Origin of the sequence: Acidovorax radicis N35, assembly GCF_000204195.1 — a bacterium.
GTDB classification, from domain to species: Bacteria; Pseudomonadota; Gammaproteobacteria; order Burkholderiales; family Burkholderiaceae_C; genus Acidovorax; species Acidovorax radicis.
This window is the reverse complement of sequence record NZ_AFBG01000020.1, coordinates 196,799-212,194: the sequence shown is the minus strand read 5'-3', so window position 1 is coordinate 212,194 and position 15,396 is coordinate 196,799. Positions and strand designations below refer to the sequence as shown.

At 65.0% G+C, this 15,396-nt stretch carries 13 protein-coding genes; 8 read left to right on the top strand and 5 right to left on the bottom strand.

Annotation, left to right across the window (positions count from 1 at the left end):
- Together ARADN35_RS0114765 and ARADN35_RS28210 are read right to left on the bottom strand one after the other, a co-directional pair.
- Positions 1–456, bottom strand: coding sequence for a hypothetical protein (locus ARADN35_RS0114765; protein ID WP_010463460.1), 456 nt, complete (start codon positions 454–456; stop codon positions 1–3).
- Between the two features lie 11 nt (positions 457–467).
- On the bottom strand, positions 468–638 hold the full coding sequence (locus ARADN35_RS28210) for a hypothetical protein (protein ID WP_010463458.1): 171 nt from the start codon (positions 636–638) through the stop codon (positions 468–470).
- A 249-nt stretch (positions 639–887) separates the two neighbouring features.
- On the opposite strand from ARADN35_RS28210, the gene ARADN35_RS0114755 reads away from it, so the two are divergent.
- The 3 genes from ARADN35_RS0114755 to ARADN35_RS0114745 all read left to right on the top strand — a co-directional run bounded on the left by ARADN35_RS0114755 (position 888) and on the right by ARADN35_RS0114745 (position 4,684).
- A complete protein-coding gene (locus tag ARADN35_RS0114755; protein WP_010463456.1) occupies positions 888–2,069 on the top strand; it encodes an acyl-CoA dehydrogenase family protein in 1,182 nt (393 codons plus the stop codon).
- 24 nt (positions 2,070–2,093) lie between these two features.
- The gene (locus tag ARADN35_RS0114750; RefSeq protein WP_010463453.1) at positions 2,094–3,209 is read left to right on the top strand and encodes an acyl-CoA dehydrogenase family protein; all 1,116 of its coding nucleotides are present in this window, start codon (positions 2,094–2,096) and stop codon (positions 3,207–3,209) included.
- An 83-nt stretch (positions 3,210–3,292) separates the two neighbouring features.
- A complete protein-coding gene (locus ARADN35_RS0114745; protein ID WP_010463451.1) occupies positions 3,293–4,684 on the top strand; it encodes an alpha/beta fold hydrolase in 1,392 nt (463 codons plus the stop codon).
- 157 nt (positions 4,685–4,841) lie between these two features.
- Here the strand turns inward: ARADN35_RS0114745 and ARADN35_RS0114740 are convergent, their stop codons facing one another.
- Positions 4,842–5,399: an HNH endonuclease gene (locus tag ARADN35_RS0114740; protein WP_010463449.1), complete on the bottom strand. Its 558-nt coding sequence runs from the start codon at positions 5,397–5,399 to the stop codon at positions 4,842–4,844.
- Between the two features lie 168 nt (positions 5,400–5,567).
- Between ARADN35_RS0114740 and ARADN35_RS0114735 the strand changes: the two genes are divergently transcribed.
- The 4 genes from ARADN35_RS0114735 to ARADN35_RS0114720 all read left to right on the top strand — a co-directional run bounded on the left by ARADN35_RS0114735 (position 5,568) and on the right by ARADN35_RS0114720 (position 12,274).
- Positions 5,568–6,617 (top strand): bifunctional riboflavin kinase/FAD synthetase, encoded by a 1,050-nt coding sequence (locus tag ARADN35_RS0114735; protein ID WP_010463448.1) that lies wholly within the window; start codon positions 5,568–5,570, stop codon positions 6,615–6,617.
- A 110-nt stretch (positions 6,618–6,727) separates the two neighbouring features.
- A complete protein-coding gene (gene ileS, locus ARADN35_RS0114730; protein WP_010463446.1) occupies positions 6,728–9,610 on the top strand; it encodes an isoleucine--tRNA ligase in 2,883 nt (960 codons plus the stop codon).
- Positions 9,610–10,134, top strand: a complete 525-nt coding sequence (gene lspA / locus ARADN35_RS0114725) for a signal peptidase II (RefSeq protein ID WP_010463444.1) — start codon at positions 9,610–9,612, stop codon at positions 10,132–10,134. The genes ileS and lspA overlap by 1 nt, the downstream gene beginning before the upstream one ends.
- Positions 10,135–10,618: 484 nt before the next feature.
- Complete coding sequence (locus tag ARADN35_RS0114720) at positions 10,619–12,274, top strand: Na/Pi cotransporter family protein (RefSeq protein WP_010463442.1); 1,656 nt, start codon at positions 10,619–10,621, stop codon at positions 12,272–12,274.
- Positions 12,275–12,492: 218 nt separating this feature from the next.
- Here the strand turns inward: ARADN35_RS0114720 and ARADN35_RS0114715 are convergent, their stop codons facing one another.
- Both ARADN35_RS0114715 and ARADN35_RS0114710 read right to left on the bottom strand, forming a co-directional pair.
- On the bottom strand, positions 12,493–13,338 hold the full coding sequence (locus ARADN35_RS0114715; RefSeq protein WP_010463437.1) for an NUDIX hydrolase: 846 nt from the start codon (positions 13,336–13,338) through the stop codon (positions 12,493–12,495).
- The gene (locus tag ARADN35_RS0114710) at positions 13,335–14,318 is read right to left on the bottom strand and encodes a quinone oxidoreductase family protein (protein ID WP_010463435.1); all 984 of its coding nucleotides are present in this window, start codon (positions 14,316–14,318) and stop codon (positions 13,335–13,337) included. Before ARADN35_RS0114710 ends, ARADN35_RS0114715 begins: the two co-directional genes overlap by 4 nt.
- 155 nt (positions 14,319–14,473) lie before the next feature.
- Between ARADN35_RS0114710 and ARADN35_RS0114705 the strand changes: the two genes are divergently transcribed.
- On the top strand, positions 14,474–15,373 hold the full coding sequence (locus ARADN35_RS0114705; RefSeq protein WP_010463433.1) for a DMT family transporter: 900 nt from the start codon (positions 14,474–14,476) through the stop codon (positions 15,371–15,373).
- Positions 15,374–15,396 lie beyond the last annotated feature (23 nt).

The window sequence follows — 15,396 nt, the reverse complement described above, 5'->3', positions numbered from 1 at the left end:
TCATCCGCCCACGAGCGGACGCAATCTCAAGAAGACAGCGTGCGAGCTGTCCGTCAGGCTCAGCTCGGCATGCGACCGGTACAGCGTGCCATCGACAACCATCTGGAACTCACCCGCTTCGAAGGCGGCCATGGCCCGCTGGATCTCGGCTTGCTCAACGGCCGCCAGGTCGGGCTTGCAAGCAGGCTCCGGTGGCCGGCGCAAGGCCACACGCCCCTGTGCCAAGCCCTCTTCGATCATGGCCGGCGTCAATGTGGGGGTGGTTTGATCTCCCGGTGCGGGTGACGCAGCACCTGCGCTGGCGATGCGCTGCAGGGCGAGATGGGTCCGAACGCTCAGCGCGATCAGCTCGCGGGTCGAGATCGACAGATCATCGATCTGGAAAGCCACCCGACCCTGGTGTAGGCCGGGACTCTGGCGTTCAGCGATTTCACAGTTCAACAACAAGTTGGGCATGGCGATGAGTTCTATCTGCGGCCCGCAGGCCCCCAGGCCTGAGTGCACACGAAGACGACAATGCCGCCGTGGCGGTCCTGGATCAGCAGTTTGCCCCCCAGCAGCCGTACCTCGGCCTGCTGCCCTCGGGTGTCATCCCTGTCCGTGGCCGCCTCAACGGCCTGGTCGAAAATCTTCAGCATCTGGTGCCCCTCGTTTGGCTGATCATATTCAACCCCTGCAGCGTCTTATTGAGCCGGCATCTTTGAATTTGAACCCACCGCTTGCGCTGGGCCTGCCCCAGCCTTGCACAGCGCTTCGCCAAACTCAGCTTGAAAGCACTTCAAATGGGTTGATGCCAAATCAAGGGCTGCGCGCCTCATGTCGCCACCCGGACAGCAATAAAACGAACGATCGTGCTACAAATGCGGAATCACTTGGAGACAAGCCGCATGGATCTCGCATTCACCCCCGAAGAACAGGCCTTCCGCGACGAAGTTCGCGCATGGGTTCACGCCAACCTACCCCAGGAAATTTCCCACAAGGTGCACAACGCCCTGCGCCTGACCCGTGCAGACATGCAGGGCTGGGCCAAGATCCTGGGCAAAAAGGGCTGGCTCGGTTTTGGCTGGCCCAAAGAGTTTGGCGGCCCGGGCTGGACGGCCGTGCAGAAGCATCTGTTTGAAGAAGAGTGTGCGCTGGCCGGTGCGCCCCGCATCATCCCCTTCGGCCCCGTGATGGTGGCCCCGGTGATCATGGCCTTCGGCAATGCCGAACAACAAAAGCGCTTTTTGCCCGGCATCGCCAGCGGCGAAGTCTGGTGGAGCCAGGGCTACAGCGAGCCAGGCTCGGGCTCGGACCTGGCCAGCGTCAAGACCCGCGCCGAGCGTGTGGGCGACAAATACATCGTCAACGGCCAGAAGACCTGGACCACGCTGGGCCAGCACGGCGACTGGATGTTCAACCTGGTGCGCACCAGCACCGAAGGCAAGCCGCAGACCGGCATCTCCTTCCTGCTGCTGGACATGAAGTCCAAGGGCGTCACCGTGCGCCCCATCAAACTGCTGGACGGCGAGTGCGAGGTCAACGAGGTGTTCTTCGACAACGTCGAAGTGCCCGCCGAGAACCTGATCGGTGAGGAAAACAAGGGCTGGACTTACGCCAAGCACCTGCTCAGCCACGAGCGCACCAACATCGCCGACGTGAACCGCAGCAAGCGCGAGCTGGAGCGCTTGAAGCGCATCGCGAAGACCGAAGGCATGTGGGAAGACCAGCGCTTCCGTGACCAGATCGCGCTTCTGGAAGTGGACATCGTGGCGCTCGAAATGCTGGTGCTGCGCGTGCTGTCGGCCGAGAAGTCGGGCAAGAACTCGCTCGACATTGCAGGCCTGCTCAAGATCAAGGGCAGCGAGATCCAGCAGCGCTACGCCGAGCTGATGATGCTGGCCGCCGGCCCGTTCAGCCTGCCCTTCATCGAAGAGGCCATGGAGGCCGGTTGGCAGGGCGACTTCCCTGGCGGCGTCACCGCCAACGCGCCGCTGGCGTCCACCTACTTCAACCTGCGCAAGACCACCATCTACGGTGGCTCCAACGAAGTGCAGCGCAACATCGTGGCTCAGACCGTCCTCGGCTGATCTCAAGTTCCAGGAGACAAGAACATGGATTTCGATTTTTCTGACGACCAGGAACAACTGCGCGACGCCGTGCGCAAGTGGGTGGACAAGGGCTACACGTTTGAGCGCCGCCGCGCTGCCGTGGCCGCAGGCGGTTTTGACCGCGCCGCCTGGGGCGAGCTGGCCGAGCTGGGCCTGACCGCACTGACCGTGCCCGAAGCCCACGACGGCATGGGCCAGGGCGCCATCGACGCCATGGTGGTGGCCGAGGAACTCGGCCGCGGCATGGTGCTGGAACCCATCGCCCAGGCCTTCATCGCCAGCAGCGTGCTGTCGCACTACGCCCCCGCCCACGTGCAAGGCGCCTGGCTGCCCCGCGTGGCCAGCGGTGAAGCGCTGGTGGTGCTGGCCTACCAGGAGCGCAAGGCGCGCTACCGCCTGGACGTTTGTGAGGCAAAAGCAGCCTCTGCGCCCGCTGGATATGCCGTAAAAGCTACAAAAAGCATAGTAGCCGCAGGTGACCAGGCCGATGCCTTCATCGTGCCTGCGCTGCTGGACGGAAAAATCGCCCTCTTCCTCGTGGAACGCTCGGCCGCTGGCGTCACCACACGTGGCTATGTCACGCAAGACGGCAGCCGCGCCGCCGAAGTGCAACTGGCCAACGCCCCCGCCACGCTCATCACCAGCGACGGCCTGGCCGCGCTGGAACTGGCCGTGGACACCGGCATCGCCGCCACCTGCGCCGAAGCCGTGGGTGTGATGGACAAGACCGTGGCACTCACCGTCGAGTACATGAACCAGCGCAAGCAGTTCGGCGTGTTCATCGCCAGCTTCCAGGCGCTGCGCCACCGCGTGGCCGACATGAAGATGCAGCTCGAACTCGCCCGCTCGATGAGCTACTACGCGAGCCTGAAGCTGGGCGCTCCGGCGGCCGAACGCCGCGCCGCCATGGCCCGCGCCAAGGTGCAGCTGGGGCAATCGATGCGTTATGTGGGCCAGCAATCGGTGCAATTGCATGGCGGCATCGGCGTGACCGACGAGTACATCGGCAGCCACTACTTCAAGAAACTCACGCAACTGGAAGTGACCTTTGGCGACACGCTGCACCACCTGGGCGAAGTGTCGAGCCGCATGCAGGACACGGCCGGCGTGTTTGCCTGACGCCAAGCAAGGACTGTCACGCAACCGTGCAATGCTCGTGGACTGAACCGGTCCACGGGCATTTTTTCTTATCGGAGACACCCATGAACAATAAGCTCTTGCTGCAACGCCGATCCCTTCTGCTGGCAGCCGCCGCGGCCACCCTGGCCCTGGCCGGCTGCGCCACCCGCAGCCCCAGCCTGGCCGAGGCCCCGCCCATCGTCTTTGTGCATGGCAATGGCGACACCGCTGCGCTGTGGCAGGCCACCGCGTGGCGGTTTGAATCGAACGGCTGGCCCCGTGAGCGCCTGCATGCCATCGACGTGCCCTACCCGCTCTCACGCGATGACGACACCAAGCCCCAGCCGGGCCGCACCTCGGCTGCAGAGCACATGGCTTACCTCAAGGCTGAGGTGGACAAGGTGCTCAAGGCCACGGGCGCCAGCAAGGTGGTGCTGGTGGGCAATTCGCGCGGGGGCAATGCCATCCGCAACTACATCTACAACGGCGGCGGCGGCACCACCGTGAGCCACGCCATCCTGGGTGGCACCCCCAACCACGGCGTGTGGGCAACCCCCGGGGTGCGCGAAGGCAGCGAGTTCTCGGGCACCGGCCCCTTCCTCACCGCCTTGAACGCCCCCAAAAACGCAGCCGGCGATGAAGTGAGCGGCCCCGTGCAATGGATGACCATCCGCTCGGACAACAACGACAAGTTCGCGCAGCCCGATGGCCTGTGGATCGGCCAGAAAGGCACGCCCACCAACGTGACGGCCGCAGGGCCCGAGCTGAAAGGCGCGGTCAATGTGGTGATCCCGCGCATCGACCACCGCGAGACCTCCTATTCCGCCGCAGCCTTTGAAGCCACCTACCGCTTCATCACGGGCAAGGCGCCGCAGGCCACCACCATTGCGGCCGAAAAGCAGGTGGTGCTGAACGGCAAGGTCACCGGCCTGGGTGTGGACCCAACGGACGCCAAGACGGGCAACTTCAGCAACAACCTGCCCCTGGCGGGCGCGCAGCTGGAGGTGTATGCCACCGACCCCACCACGGGCGCCCGCACGGGCAATGCCTTGCTGCGCAAAACCGTGGGTACGGATGGCCAATGGGGGCCGCTGGCCGTTCCCGCTGGGTCACCCACCGAGTTCGTGATCACCGCACCCGGCTACGCCACCACCCACATCTACCGCAGCGGCTTTCCCCGCAGCAGCGATCTCATCCACCTGCGCGCAGAGCGCTTGGCCGATGCCGACAAAGGCGCCGAGAGCGTGGTGACACTGACCCGCCCGCGCGGCTACCTGGACCCGGCACGCGACAAGATGCTGCTCGATGGCGCCGCACCTGCCGGTGTGCCGCCAGGCGCGGGCGTGGCGTCGGCCAAGGTCAAGCCCTCGGGCGGCGTGCGCAGCATTGCGGGCGAATTCAATGGCGAACGCGTGGTGGGACAGACCTGGCCCGCTGCCAGCGGCCATTTGGTGTTTCTCGAACTGACTTACTGATGGGATAGGCGCTGCTCGGTGCCTGTGCACCGTGCAGCACACCACCAAAAGCGGTCAAGACAGCCCCGATGGCTAGGCGCTCCGTCACAGACAGTACTGCGAGTACGGCAAGACGGAGCAACGACGCCAGCAGGCGTCGTACTGGCCGCTCCGCCAACTACGCCAACAGCCGTGAAGATTTGGGGACGTGCGCCATCAGGAACTCCATTTGATCGGCGAGGATGCGGCGATTGCGCAAGATGAAGTCTTCCCACAGGCTGGGCACATAAGGCGCGTACAGCAACGGCATGTGGGCATGTTCTGGCGTGCGTGGGCCCTTGCGGTGGTTGCACGGGCGGCAGGCCGTGACCACGTTCATCCAGTGGTCCTGCCCATTGCGGGCAAACGGCACGATGTGCTCGCGCGTCAGATCCTCTTCATGAAAATGCCCGCCGCAGTAGGCACACACATTGCGGTCGCGAGCAAAAAGCTTGCTGTTGGTCAGTCCGGGCTTGAGGTCAAACGGGTTGATGCTGGGCACGCCCTTGGTTCCGATGATGCTGTTCACGGCAATCACCGATTGTTCGCCCGTGATCGCGTTGTGCCCGCCACGGAACCGCGCGATCTGGCCGCCGGATTCCCAGCGCACCTCACCCGCGGCGTAATGAATCACCGCTTGTTCGAGCGAAATCCACGATTGGGGCAGCCCTTGGGCCGACAGCTTCAAGACCTTCAAAACACGCCTCCTGGAACACAAAGTACACAAGGATTCGGAACGCAGATGTCTCGCGAACTGCCCTGCGCTGGGCAGCCCGTGGGTCACAATATACTCCGTTTTCATGACAAATTGGCGTCTTGCGCTTGATACACCTGCGCATGCTGCTATCAAAAAGATAACAAACCGATGAAGATCTTTCGCGGATTCCACCATCCCGGCATCGCCAACGCCTGTGCGCTGACCATTGGCAATTTCGATGGCGTACACCGGGGCCACCAGGCCATGCTGGCCCTGCTGAACAGCGAGGCCGCACACCGGGGCGTGGAAAGCTGCGTGCTCACGTTCGAGCCCCACCCTCGCGACTACTTTGCGGGCGCCCACCACAAACCCGACCTCGCGCCCGCACGCATCGGCACCCTGCGCGACAAGCTGACCGAGCTGGCCCGCTGCGGCGTGCAGCAGACCGTGGTGCTGCCGTTTGACGCGAAACTGGCCGCGCAGTCCCCCGATGCGTTCATCGACGAGGTGCTGGTGCGCGGCCTGGGTGCCCGTTATGTGCTGGTGGGCGACGACTTCCGCTTCGGCCGCCAGCGCGCGGGCGACTACGCCATGCTCGACGCGGCAGGTCAAGCCAAGGGCTTTGATGTGGCGCGCATGAACAGCTACGAGGTACATGGGCTGCGGGTGTCCAGCTCCGCCGTGCGCCAGGCCCTGGCCGCAGGAGACATGGAAGCAGCAGCGCGCCTGCTGGGGCGGCCCTACACCATCAGCGGCCATGTGGTGCACGGACGCAAGCTGGGGCGCGAGTTGGGCGCTACCGCCGGTGGAGCCGGTGACGGCTTTCGCACCCTGAACCTGCGTTTTGCGCACTGGAAACCCGCTGCCAGCGGCATCTTTGCGGTGCTGGTGCATGGCCTCGCCGCCGAGCCTTTGCCGGGTGTTGCCAACCTGGGCGTGCGCCCTTCGCTGGACCCGAACGATGTGAACGGCGGCCGTGTGCTGCTGGAAACCCATTGCCTGCACTGGCCTGCCGATCTGGGCCCCGAGGGGGCGTACGGTAAAATCGTGCGCGTGGAACTGCTACACAAACTGCACGACGAGCTGAAATACGACGGTCTGGACGCCCTGACAACGGGCATTGCCAAAGACTGTGCCGACGCGCGTGCGTACTTTGCCTCGGCCAAGGCGCCCAACCACACCGAGACCCGGCGCCAGACCACCCGCGACCGAATTTGAGGGGGGCTGCTTTGCGCAGCGCCCGCCTGGCGGGCCCGTCATCCTTCGCGCTTCCACCCCGCTCTTGCCCTGGGCCTTGCCCCGGAATGCCCTGTTTTTAAGGCTCCCTCATGTCCGACGACAACGCCAGCACCCCTTCCGCAGCCCTCGCAGCCACGGATTACCGCAGCACCCTGAATCTGCCCGACACCCCCTTCCCCATGCGCGGCGACCTGCCCAAGCGCGAGCCAGGCTGGGTGAAGGAATGGGAAGACAAGGGCCTGTACAAGCGCCTGCGCGACGCACGCAGCGGTTCGCCCAAGTTCATCCTGCATGACGGCCCACCCTACGCCAACGGCCAGATCCACATGGGCCACGCGGTCAACAAGATCCTGAAGGACATGATCACCAAGGCGCGCCAGCTCGAAGGCTTTGATGCGCTGTACGTGCCGGGCTGGGACTGCCACGGCCTGCCGATCGAGAATGCCATCGAGAAGAAACACGGCCGCAACCTGAGCCGCGACGACATGCAGGCCAAGAGCCGTGCGTTTGCCACCGAGCAAATCGGGCAGCAGATGGTGGACTTCAAGCGCCTGGGTGTGCTGGGCGAATGGGACAATCCCTACAAGACCATGAACCCCGCCAACGAGGCGGGCGAAATCCGCGCGTTCAAACGTGTGATGGAGCGTGGTTTTGTGTACCGAGGCTTAAAGCCCGTGTACTGGTGTTTTGACTGCGGCTCTTCGCTGGCCGAGTTCGAGATCGAATACCAGGACAAGAAGAGCACCACGCTGGACGTGGCGTTCAAGGCGCACGAGCCTGCCAAGCTGGCGGCCGCGTTTGGCCTGCCCGCGTTGACCAAAGACGCCTTCGTCGTCATCTGGACCACCACCGCCTGGACCATCCCCGCCAACCAGGCGCTCAACCTGAACCCCGAGATCAGCTACGCGCTGGTGGACACCGGCGAGCGCATCCTGCTGGTGGCCGAGCCGCTGGTGGCCTCGTGCCTGGAGCGCTATGGCCTCACAGGCAGCGTGCTGGCCACCACCCTGGGCAAGAACCTCGGCGGGCTGGAATTTGAGCACCCGCTGTACGACGTGAAGAGCGAAGACGGCACCCAAGGCTACCAGCGCCTGTCCCCCGTGTACCTGGCCGACTACGCCACGGCCGACGATGGCACCGGTATCGTGCACTCCTCGCCCGCCTACGGGCTGGAGGATTTCAACTCCTGCGTGTCCCACGGCCTGGCACTGGACGACATCCTGAATCCCATGCAGGGCAACGGCACCTATGCGGCCGACTTCCCGCTGTTTGGCGGCCAGCACATCTGGAAGGCCGTGCCCGTCATCATCGAAGCCCTGCGCAACGCCGGCCGCCTGATGGCCACCAAGGACATCACGCACAGCTACCCGCACTGCTGGCGCCACAAGACGCCGGTGATCTACCGCGCGGCCGCGCAATGGTTCATCCGCATGGACGAGGGTGAAGGCGTGTTCACCCAGCCCGGCATGAAGCCTGTCAAGACGCTGCGACAGATCGCGCTGGACGCCATCGAACACACGAGCTTCTACCCCGAGAACGGCAAGACGCGCCTGCACGACATGATCGCCGGGCGTCCCGACTGGTGCATCTCGCGCCAGCGCAGCTGGGGCGTGCCCATCCCGTTCTTTTTGCACAAGGATTCGGGCGAGCTGCACCCACGCACCATGGAAATCATGGACCAGGCGGCCGCCATTGTGGAGAAGGGCGGCATCGAGGCCTGGAGCCGCGTGACGCCCGAGGAGATCCTCGGCGCCGAGGACGCGGCCTGCTACACGAAGAGCACCGACATCCTGGAGGTGTGGTTCGACTCGGGCTCCACGTTCAGCCATGTGCTGCGCGGCACGCACCCCAACGTGCACCACGACACGGGCCCCGAGGCCGACCTGTACCTGGAGGGCCATGACCAGCACCGCGGCTGGTTCCACAGTTCGCTGCTGCTGGCGTCGGCACTCGAAGGCCGCGCGCCCTACCGCGGCCTGCTGACCCACGGCTTCACCGTGGACAGCCAGGGCCGCAAGATGAGCAAGTCGCTGGGCAACGGCATCGATCCGCAGGAGATCAACAAGAAGTTGGGCGCCGAGATCATCCGCCTGTGGGTGGCCGCCAGCGACTACTCGGGCGACATCGCGGGTGACGAGAAGATCCTGGCGCGTGTGGTGGACGCCTACCGCCGCATCCGCAACACGCTGCGCTTTTTGCTGGCCAATGTGAGCGACTTCGATCCTGCCGCGGACGCCGTGCCGTTCGACCAGATGCTGGAGATCGACCGCTACGCCCTGACGCGTGCGGCCGAGTTCCAGGCCACCGTGCTCGCGCACTACAAGGTCTACGAGTTCCACCCCGTGGTGGCCAAGCTGCAGCTGTACTGCTCGGAAGACCTGGGCGGCTTCTACCTGGATGTGCTCAAGGACCGGCTGTACACCACCGCGCCCAAGAGCCTGGCGCGCCGCAGCGCCCAGACCGCGCTGTACCAGATCACCCACGGCATGCTGCGCTGGATGGCACCGTTCCTGTCGTTCACAGCCGAAGAGGCGTGGAAGGTGTTTGGGTCGTCAGACTCCATCTTCCTGGAAACCTACGGCTCCATCGCCGGGGCCGACGAAGGCCTGCTGGCCAAGTGGGCGCGCCTGCGCGAGATCCGCGATGCGGTGAACAAGGAGATCGAGGTGCTGCGTGCCGAGGGCCAGGTGGGCTCGTCGCTGCAGGCCAACGTGGTGCTGACGGCTGCGCCTGAGGACCATGCGCTGCTGGCCAGCCTGGGCGATGACCTCAAGTTCGTGTTCATCACCTCCGCTATCGAATTGGTAGCTGGTAGCGATTTACAGATCAGCGTCAAGCCCAGTTCTGACACCAAATGCGAGCGCTGCTGGCACTACCGCAGCGATGTGGGGCAAGACGCCGCACACCCCACCATCTGCGGCCGCTGCACCAGCAACCTGCACGGAGACGGCGAAAGCCGGGTGCACGCCTGATGGCCCGCACATCGCAGGCCGGGCGTTCCGGCGCGAGCATGTGGCCCTGGCTGGCCTGGGCCATGGTGCTTCTGGTGGCGGACCAGATCACCAAGACCCTGATCATCAACCACTACCAGCTGGGCGACGGCACGATCATCACCAGCTTCTTCAACATCGTGCGGGCGCACAACACCGGGGCCGCGTTTTCGTTTCTGCAGGACGCGGGAGGCTGGCAGCGCTGGCTGTTCACTGGCATCGGCGTAGCGGCCACCATTTTCATCGTGTGGCAGTTGCGCGCGCACCCCGGTCAAAAGCTGTTCGGCTTTGCGCTGTCGTGCATCCTGGGCGGCGCGGTGGGCAACGTGGTGGACCGGCTGATGCATGGCTATGTCGTGGATTTTCTGGATTTCCATTGGGCCTTCCTTTCCGGAATTTTCCCCAACGGCCACTTCCCAGCCTTCAATCTGGCCGACACGGCCATCAGCGTGGGTGCGGCGTGCCTGATCCTGGACGAGTTCCTGAGAGTGCGGCGCGAGCGCTGAACCCGTTGTTTTTGCCTGACCTCTCCACGGCCCGCCCTGTGCGGGCCGTTTGCGTGGTGGCCAGGGCGGCGCCAACCCCCGCTGACGGAGTGGGTGGTGTCGCCAACGCACCCAGCAGCAGCATGGGCATCCGCCCGCGCTATGGAATCAGGAGTATGCTTATATGTCAGTTTTGTGACAATGCTGGGTGCGCACAGCTTTTGCGTGTACCCATGCACCCCGGAAGTCGCGCAGCCCGGCACCGCAGACCCGTCTGCCACCGCCTACGGGCACAGAATGTGAACGCCAGCCTCCACGCACCTGTTCAAAAACGGAGCGCAAGATGCACCTTGCACCTTGCACCTTGCACCTTGCACCTTGCACCTTGCACCTTGCACCTTGCACCTTGCACCTTGCACCTTGCACCTTGCACCTTGCGCCTGGCAGGGGCAAGGTGCATGCTCTTTGCGCACGTCACAAGAAGAAGAAATAACGGTTTTCCTCCATGAAGCATCTCTTGAATTTGTTGGCAGCCGTCTCGCTGCTGATCTGGGGCACCCACCTGGTGCGCACCGGCATCCTGCGTGTCTTTGGCGCCAATTTGCGCCAGTTGATCGCGCACAGCGTCAGTAACCGGTTCACGGCCGTTCTGTCGGGCATCGGGGTAACGGCGGTGGTGCAATCGAGCACGGCCACGGCGCTCATCGTGTCTTCGTTCGTGGGCCAGGGCCTGGTGGGCCTGCCCGCCGCGCTGGCCGTGATGCTGGGCGCCGACGTGGGCACCAGCGTGATGGCGGTGGTGTTCTCGATGGACCTTTCGTGGCTGTCGCCGCTGTTCATCTTCGCGGGCGTGGTGCTGTTCATCTCGCGCAAGGACACGGCCGTGGGCCGGGTGGGCCGGGTGCTGATCGGCCTGGGGCTGATGCTGCTGGCGCTGCGCCTCATCACCGAATCGACCACGGTGCTTACCCAGTCGCCCACCGTGCGCACCCTGCTGGGGGCATTGACCAGCGACCTGCTGCTGGAGATCTTCACCGGCGCCATTCTGGCCATCGTGGCCTATTCGAGCCTGGCCACGGTGCTGCTGACTGCCGCGCTGGCCGGCTCGGGGGGTATCCCGCCCGACGTGGCTCTGGGCCTGGTGCTGGGCGCCAACCTGGGCAGCGGCGTGCTGGCCGTTCTCACCACGATGAAGGCCAATGTACAGACGCGCCAGGTGCCGCTGGGCAACCTGTTCTTCAAGATCATCGGCGTTGTCATCATGACACCGCTCACTGGGCTGTGGCTGCAGCATGTACGCCCCTACGTGCCGGAAATCGCGGCGCTGGTGGTGCTGTTCCACCTGGCTTTCAACGTGGTGGTGGGCATCATCTGCATCGGCCTCACAGGCACGGTGGCCCGCACCGTGCAGCGCCTGCTGCCCGTCGAAAAAGCGCAGGCAGCGGCCGGCACCCGGCCCCAGCATCTGGACCCGTCAGCCCTGGCCACGCCCTCCCTGGCCATCTCGTGCGCTGCGCGCGAGGCCCTGCACCAAGCCGACGTGGTCGAATCGATGCTGCTGGGCCTGCACAAGGTGATCCGCACCGACGATATCAAGCTGGCCGAAGACCTGCGCAAGCTCGACGACGAGGTGGATGGCCTGTACTCGGCCATCAAGTACTACATGACCAAGATCTCGCGCGAGGCACTGGACGAGCGCGAAGGGCGCCGCTGGGCGGACATCATCAGCTTCACGATCAACATGGAGCAGATTGGCGACATCATCGAGCGCGTGCTCATCGATATCGAGGACAAGAAGATCAAGAAGGGCCGCCAGTTCTCCGAAGCGGGCATGGAAGAGATCACCGAGCTGCACGCCCGCCTGATCGACAACCTGCGGCTGGCGATGAGCGTGTTCCTCAACGGCAGCGTGCGCGACGCGCAGAAGCTTCTGGAAGAAAAGGCCCGTTTCCGCGACCTGGAGCATGCGTATTCAGCCACCCACCTGGCGCGCCTGTCGGACAACACGGTGCAGAGCATCGAAACCAGCTCGCTGCACATCGACCTGATCAGCGAACTCAAGCGCATCAACTCGCTGCTGTGCTCGGTGGCCTACCCCATTCTGGAATCGGCCGGGGCGCTGGCGCCCAATCGGCTCAAGACGATGGTGGATCAGGCCTGAGGATCAAAGGCCGCGCTGCCCACCGCCCTGTTGGGTAATGGCCCCGCCGCGCAACGGGAAGCGGTTGCGCAGAACGAAGCGGCAGCAGCCCGTCAGCGCAACAGGGCCAGCACACTGCGGGGCAGCGAGGACGCGGTGTCACGGGTGTTGCCCGTGCTGCGCGAAACCGCCCAGGCGATGCGGGACCTGATTTGACGGCTGTGCGACCGGGATTCCGGTCACAGCCCGAGGAAACCTGCAATCACCAGCCCGGCTTCCAGCGTGAACAGGCCCTGCGCCACCTGCTCGCGCACCGTGCCCAGGGGCAGCAGGTCAAACCGCTCCACTTCGCCGTCCTGGTTCTCGGGCGCCATGCCCTCGGGCACCTGGGCGCGAAACCAGTCGATGCGCTCGCGCATGTAGCCCGCGCCATCCCCTTCCCGGCTGGGGCGGCTGAAGTCCACATGGCCACCGTGCTGCAGGCCGACCAGCGTTTCCACGTGCAGCCCCGCCTCCTCCCAGGTCTCGCGGGCCAGCGCCTGGGGCAATGAATCGGCGGCAGAGACCATGCCGCCCATCAGCGTGTCCCACAGGCCGGGGTTGTTGGGCTTGGTCATGGAGCGCTTTTGCAACCACATGCGGCCGTCCGGCGCCAGGCCCACCAGATGGACGGCGCGGGTGGTGATGCCCAGCACACGCACCGCACCACGCTCCACCGTGCCCACCACCTCGCCCGCCGCGTTGCACACCGCCAGTTGCTCATCGCGCCAGGGGCCACACAGGCCCTCGTCGCGCAAGGCAGCGGCCAGGGTATTGAGGGCATCGGTGATGGCGTCCACTGAAGCTCCAAACGGCACCTCCAGGTGCCAGGCTGCAGCGCCAGAATGCTCATTATTTGATAGCTTATAGCGCTTATCCAATAAGCGCTGGTGGCCAATTTTATTCAAAAAACCCTCTGCCACCGAACCCACCACCTGCCCCGCCACCACCAGCGCCTGGCGCGGCAGGACGGGGGGCTGCTGCGCAGCCTGGCGCGCACTGACCAACCAGTCGCCAAAGGACCGGGGCTGGACGGCGGCGTTCACAGCGTGAGGATGGTGCAGCCAGTGGTCTTGCGTGCTTCCAGCGCGCGGTGCGCCTGCTGCACATCGGCCAAGGCAAACCGCTGCTCGATGTGGATCTTGACCTGCCCGCTGGCCACCACGGCAAACAGCTCATCGGCCATGGCCTGCGTGCTTTCACGCGTGGCGATGTGGGTGAACAGCGTCTGGCGCGTGACGTAGATCGAACCCTTGGCACCCAGCGAGCCCGGCGCAAACGGCGCCACGGGGCCTGAGGCATTGCCGAAGCTGGCCATCAGGCCAAACGGGCGCAGGCAGTCGAGCGACTTGTCCCAGGTGTCCTTGCCCACCGAGTCGTACACCACTTTCACGCCCTTGCCGCCAGTGATCTCTTTGACGCGCGCCGCAAAGTCCTCCGTGTTGTAGTTGATGGCATGTGCCGCGCCGTTGGCCAGGGCCAGCTGGCACTTGGCATCGGTGCCTGCCGTGCCGATGAGCTGCAGGCCCAGCGCCTTGGCCCACTGGCTGGCGATCAGGCCTACACCGCCCGCAGCGGCATGGAACAGCACGTGGTCGCCGCTCTGCAGGCCTTCCACGGGCAGGGTCTTCTTGAGCAGGTACTGTGCCGTCAAGCCCTTGAGCATCATGGCCGCGCCGGTCTCGAAGCTGATGGCGTCGGGCAGCTTGCACACACATTTGGCGGGCATCACGCGCACTTCAGAGTAGGCGCCAGGCGGGTTGCTGGCATAGGCGGCGCGGTCGCCCACCTGCAGGTGCGTGACGCCCTCGCCCACCGCTTCGACCACGCCTGCGCCTTCCATGCCGATGGTGGCGGGCATGCCCAAGGGGTACAGGCCCGTGCGGTGGTAGACGTCGATGAAATTGAGGCCGATGGCGTGGTGGCGGATGCGGATCTCGCCAGGGCCGGGTTCGCCCACGGCGACGTCAACAATGTGGAGTTCTTCGGGACCACCGTGCTGGCGGATCTGGACGGCAAGGCTCATGGCTAACAACTCCTGTAATGGGTGAGAGAAACAAACGGCGGCCATCCTGCCACGAATCGAGTGAACATGCCGCAGGCCGACACGGGGTCGATTGGCTCTAGGGCCTTGTGGCCTCCGGCAGCATGGCGTCGCCAGCGCCGTTACAGTGCAGCCCCATGACTCAAAAACTCACACCCGGCACGGCCGTGCTGCTGGTGATACCGCCCTTGCTTTGGGCGGGCAATGCCGTCGTGGGACGGCTGGTGCACGACCTGATTTCCCCCGCCGCCCTCAACTTCATCCGCTGGGTGCTGGCCTTTGCCATCCTGCTGCCGCTGGCCCATGGTGTGCTGCGCAAGGACAGCCCGCTGTGGCCGCACTGGCGCCGCTACGCGCTGCTGGGGCTGCTGGGCATTGGCCTGTACAACGCGCTGCAGTACATGGCGCTGCAGACTTCCACGCCCATCAACGCGACGCTGGTGGGCTCCAGCATGCCGGTGTGGATGCTGGCCGTGGGGGCGCTGTTCTTCGGCGCGGCCGTCACGCGGCGCCAGTTGCTGGGTGCGTTGCTGTCGATGTGTGGCGTGCTGCTGGTGCTGAGCCGGGGCGAGTGGTCGCAACTGCTGGCCTTTCGGCTCGTCCCGGGCGATTTTTTCATGCTGCTGGCCACCATCTCGTGGGCGTTCTACAGCTGGCTGCTGTCGCGCACCAGCGAGCCTGCCCGCATCCGGGGCGACTGGGCGGCGTTTCTGATGGCGCAGATGGTGTTTGGCCTGGCCTGGTCGGGCAGCTTTGCGGGCGTGGAATGGGCCGTGGGCCGCACCCACTTCGACGGGGGCTGGCCGCTGATCGCCGCGCTCGTGTTCATCGCCGTGGGCCCGGCCGTGCTGGCCTACCGCTGCTGGGGCGTGGGTGTGGAGCGTGCGGGGCCTGCAGTGGCGGGCTTCTTCGTGAACCTCACCCCGCTGTTCGCGGGCATTCTGTCGGCCGCTTTCCTGGGGGAAACGCCCCAGCTTTTCCACGGCGTGGCGTTTGCGCTGATCGTGGGCGGGATCGTGGTGTCGTCGCGCAGGTAAGGCGCAGTCCCTGCGGGGAAGGG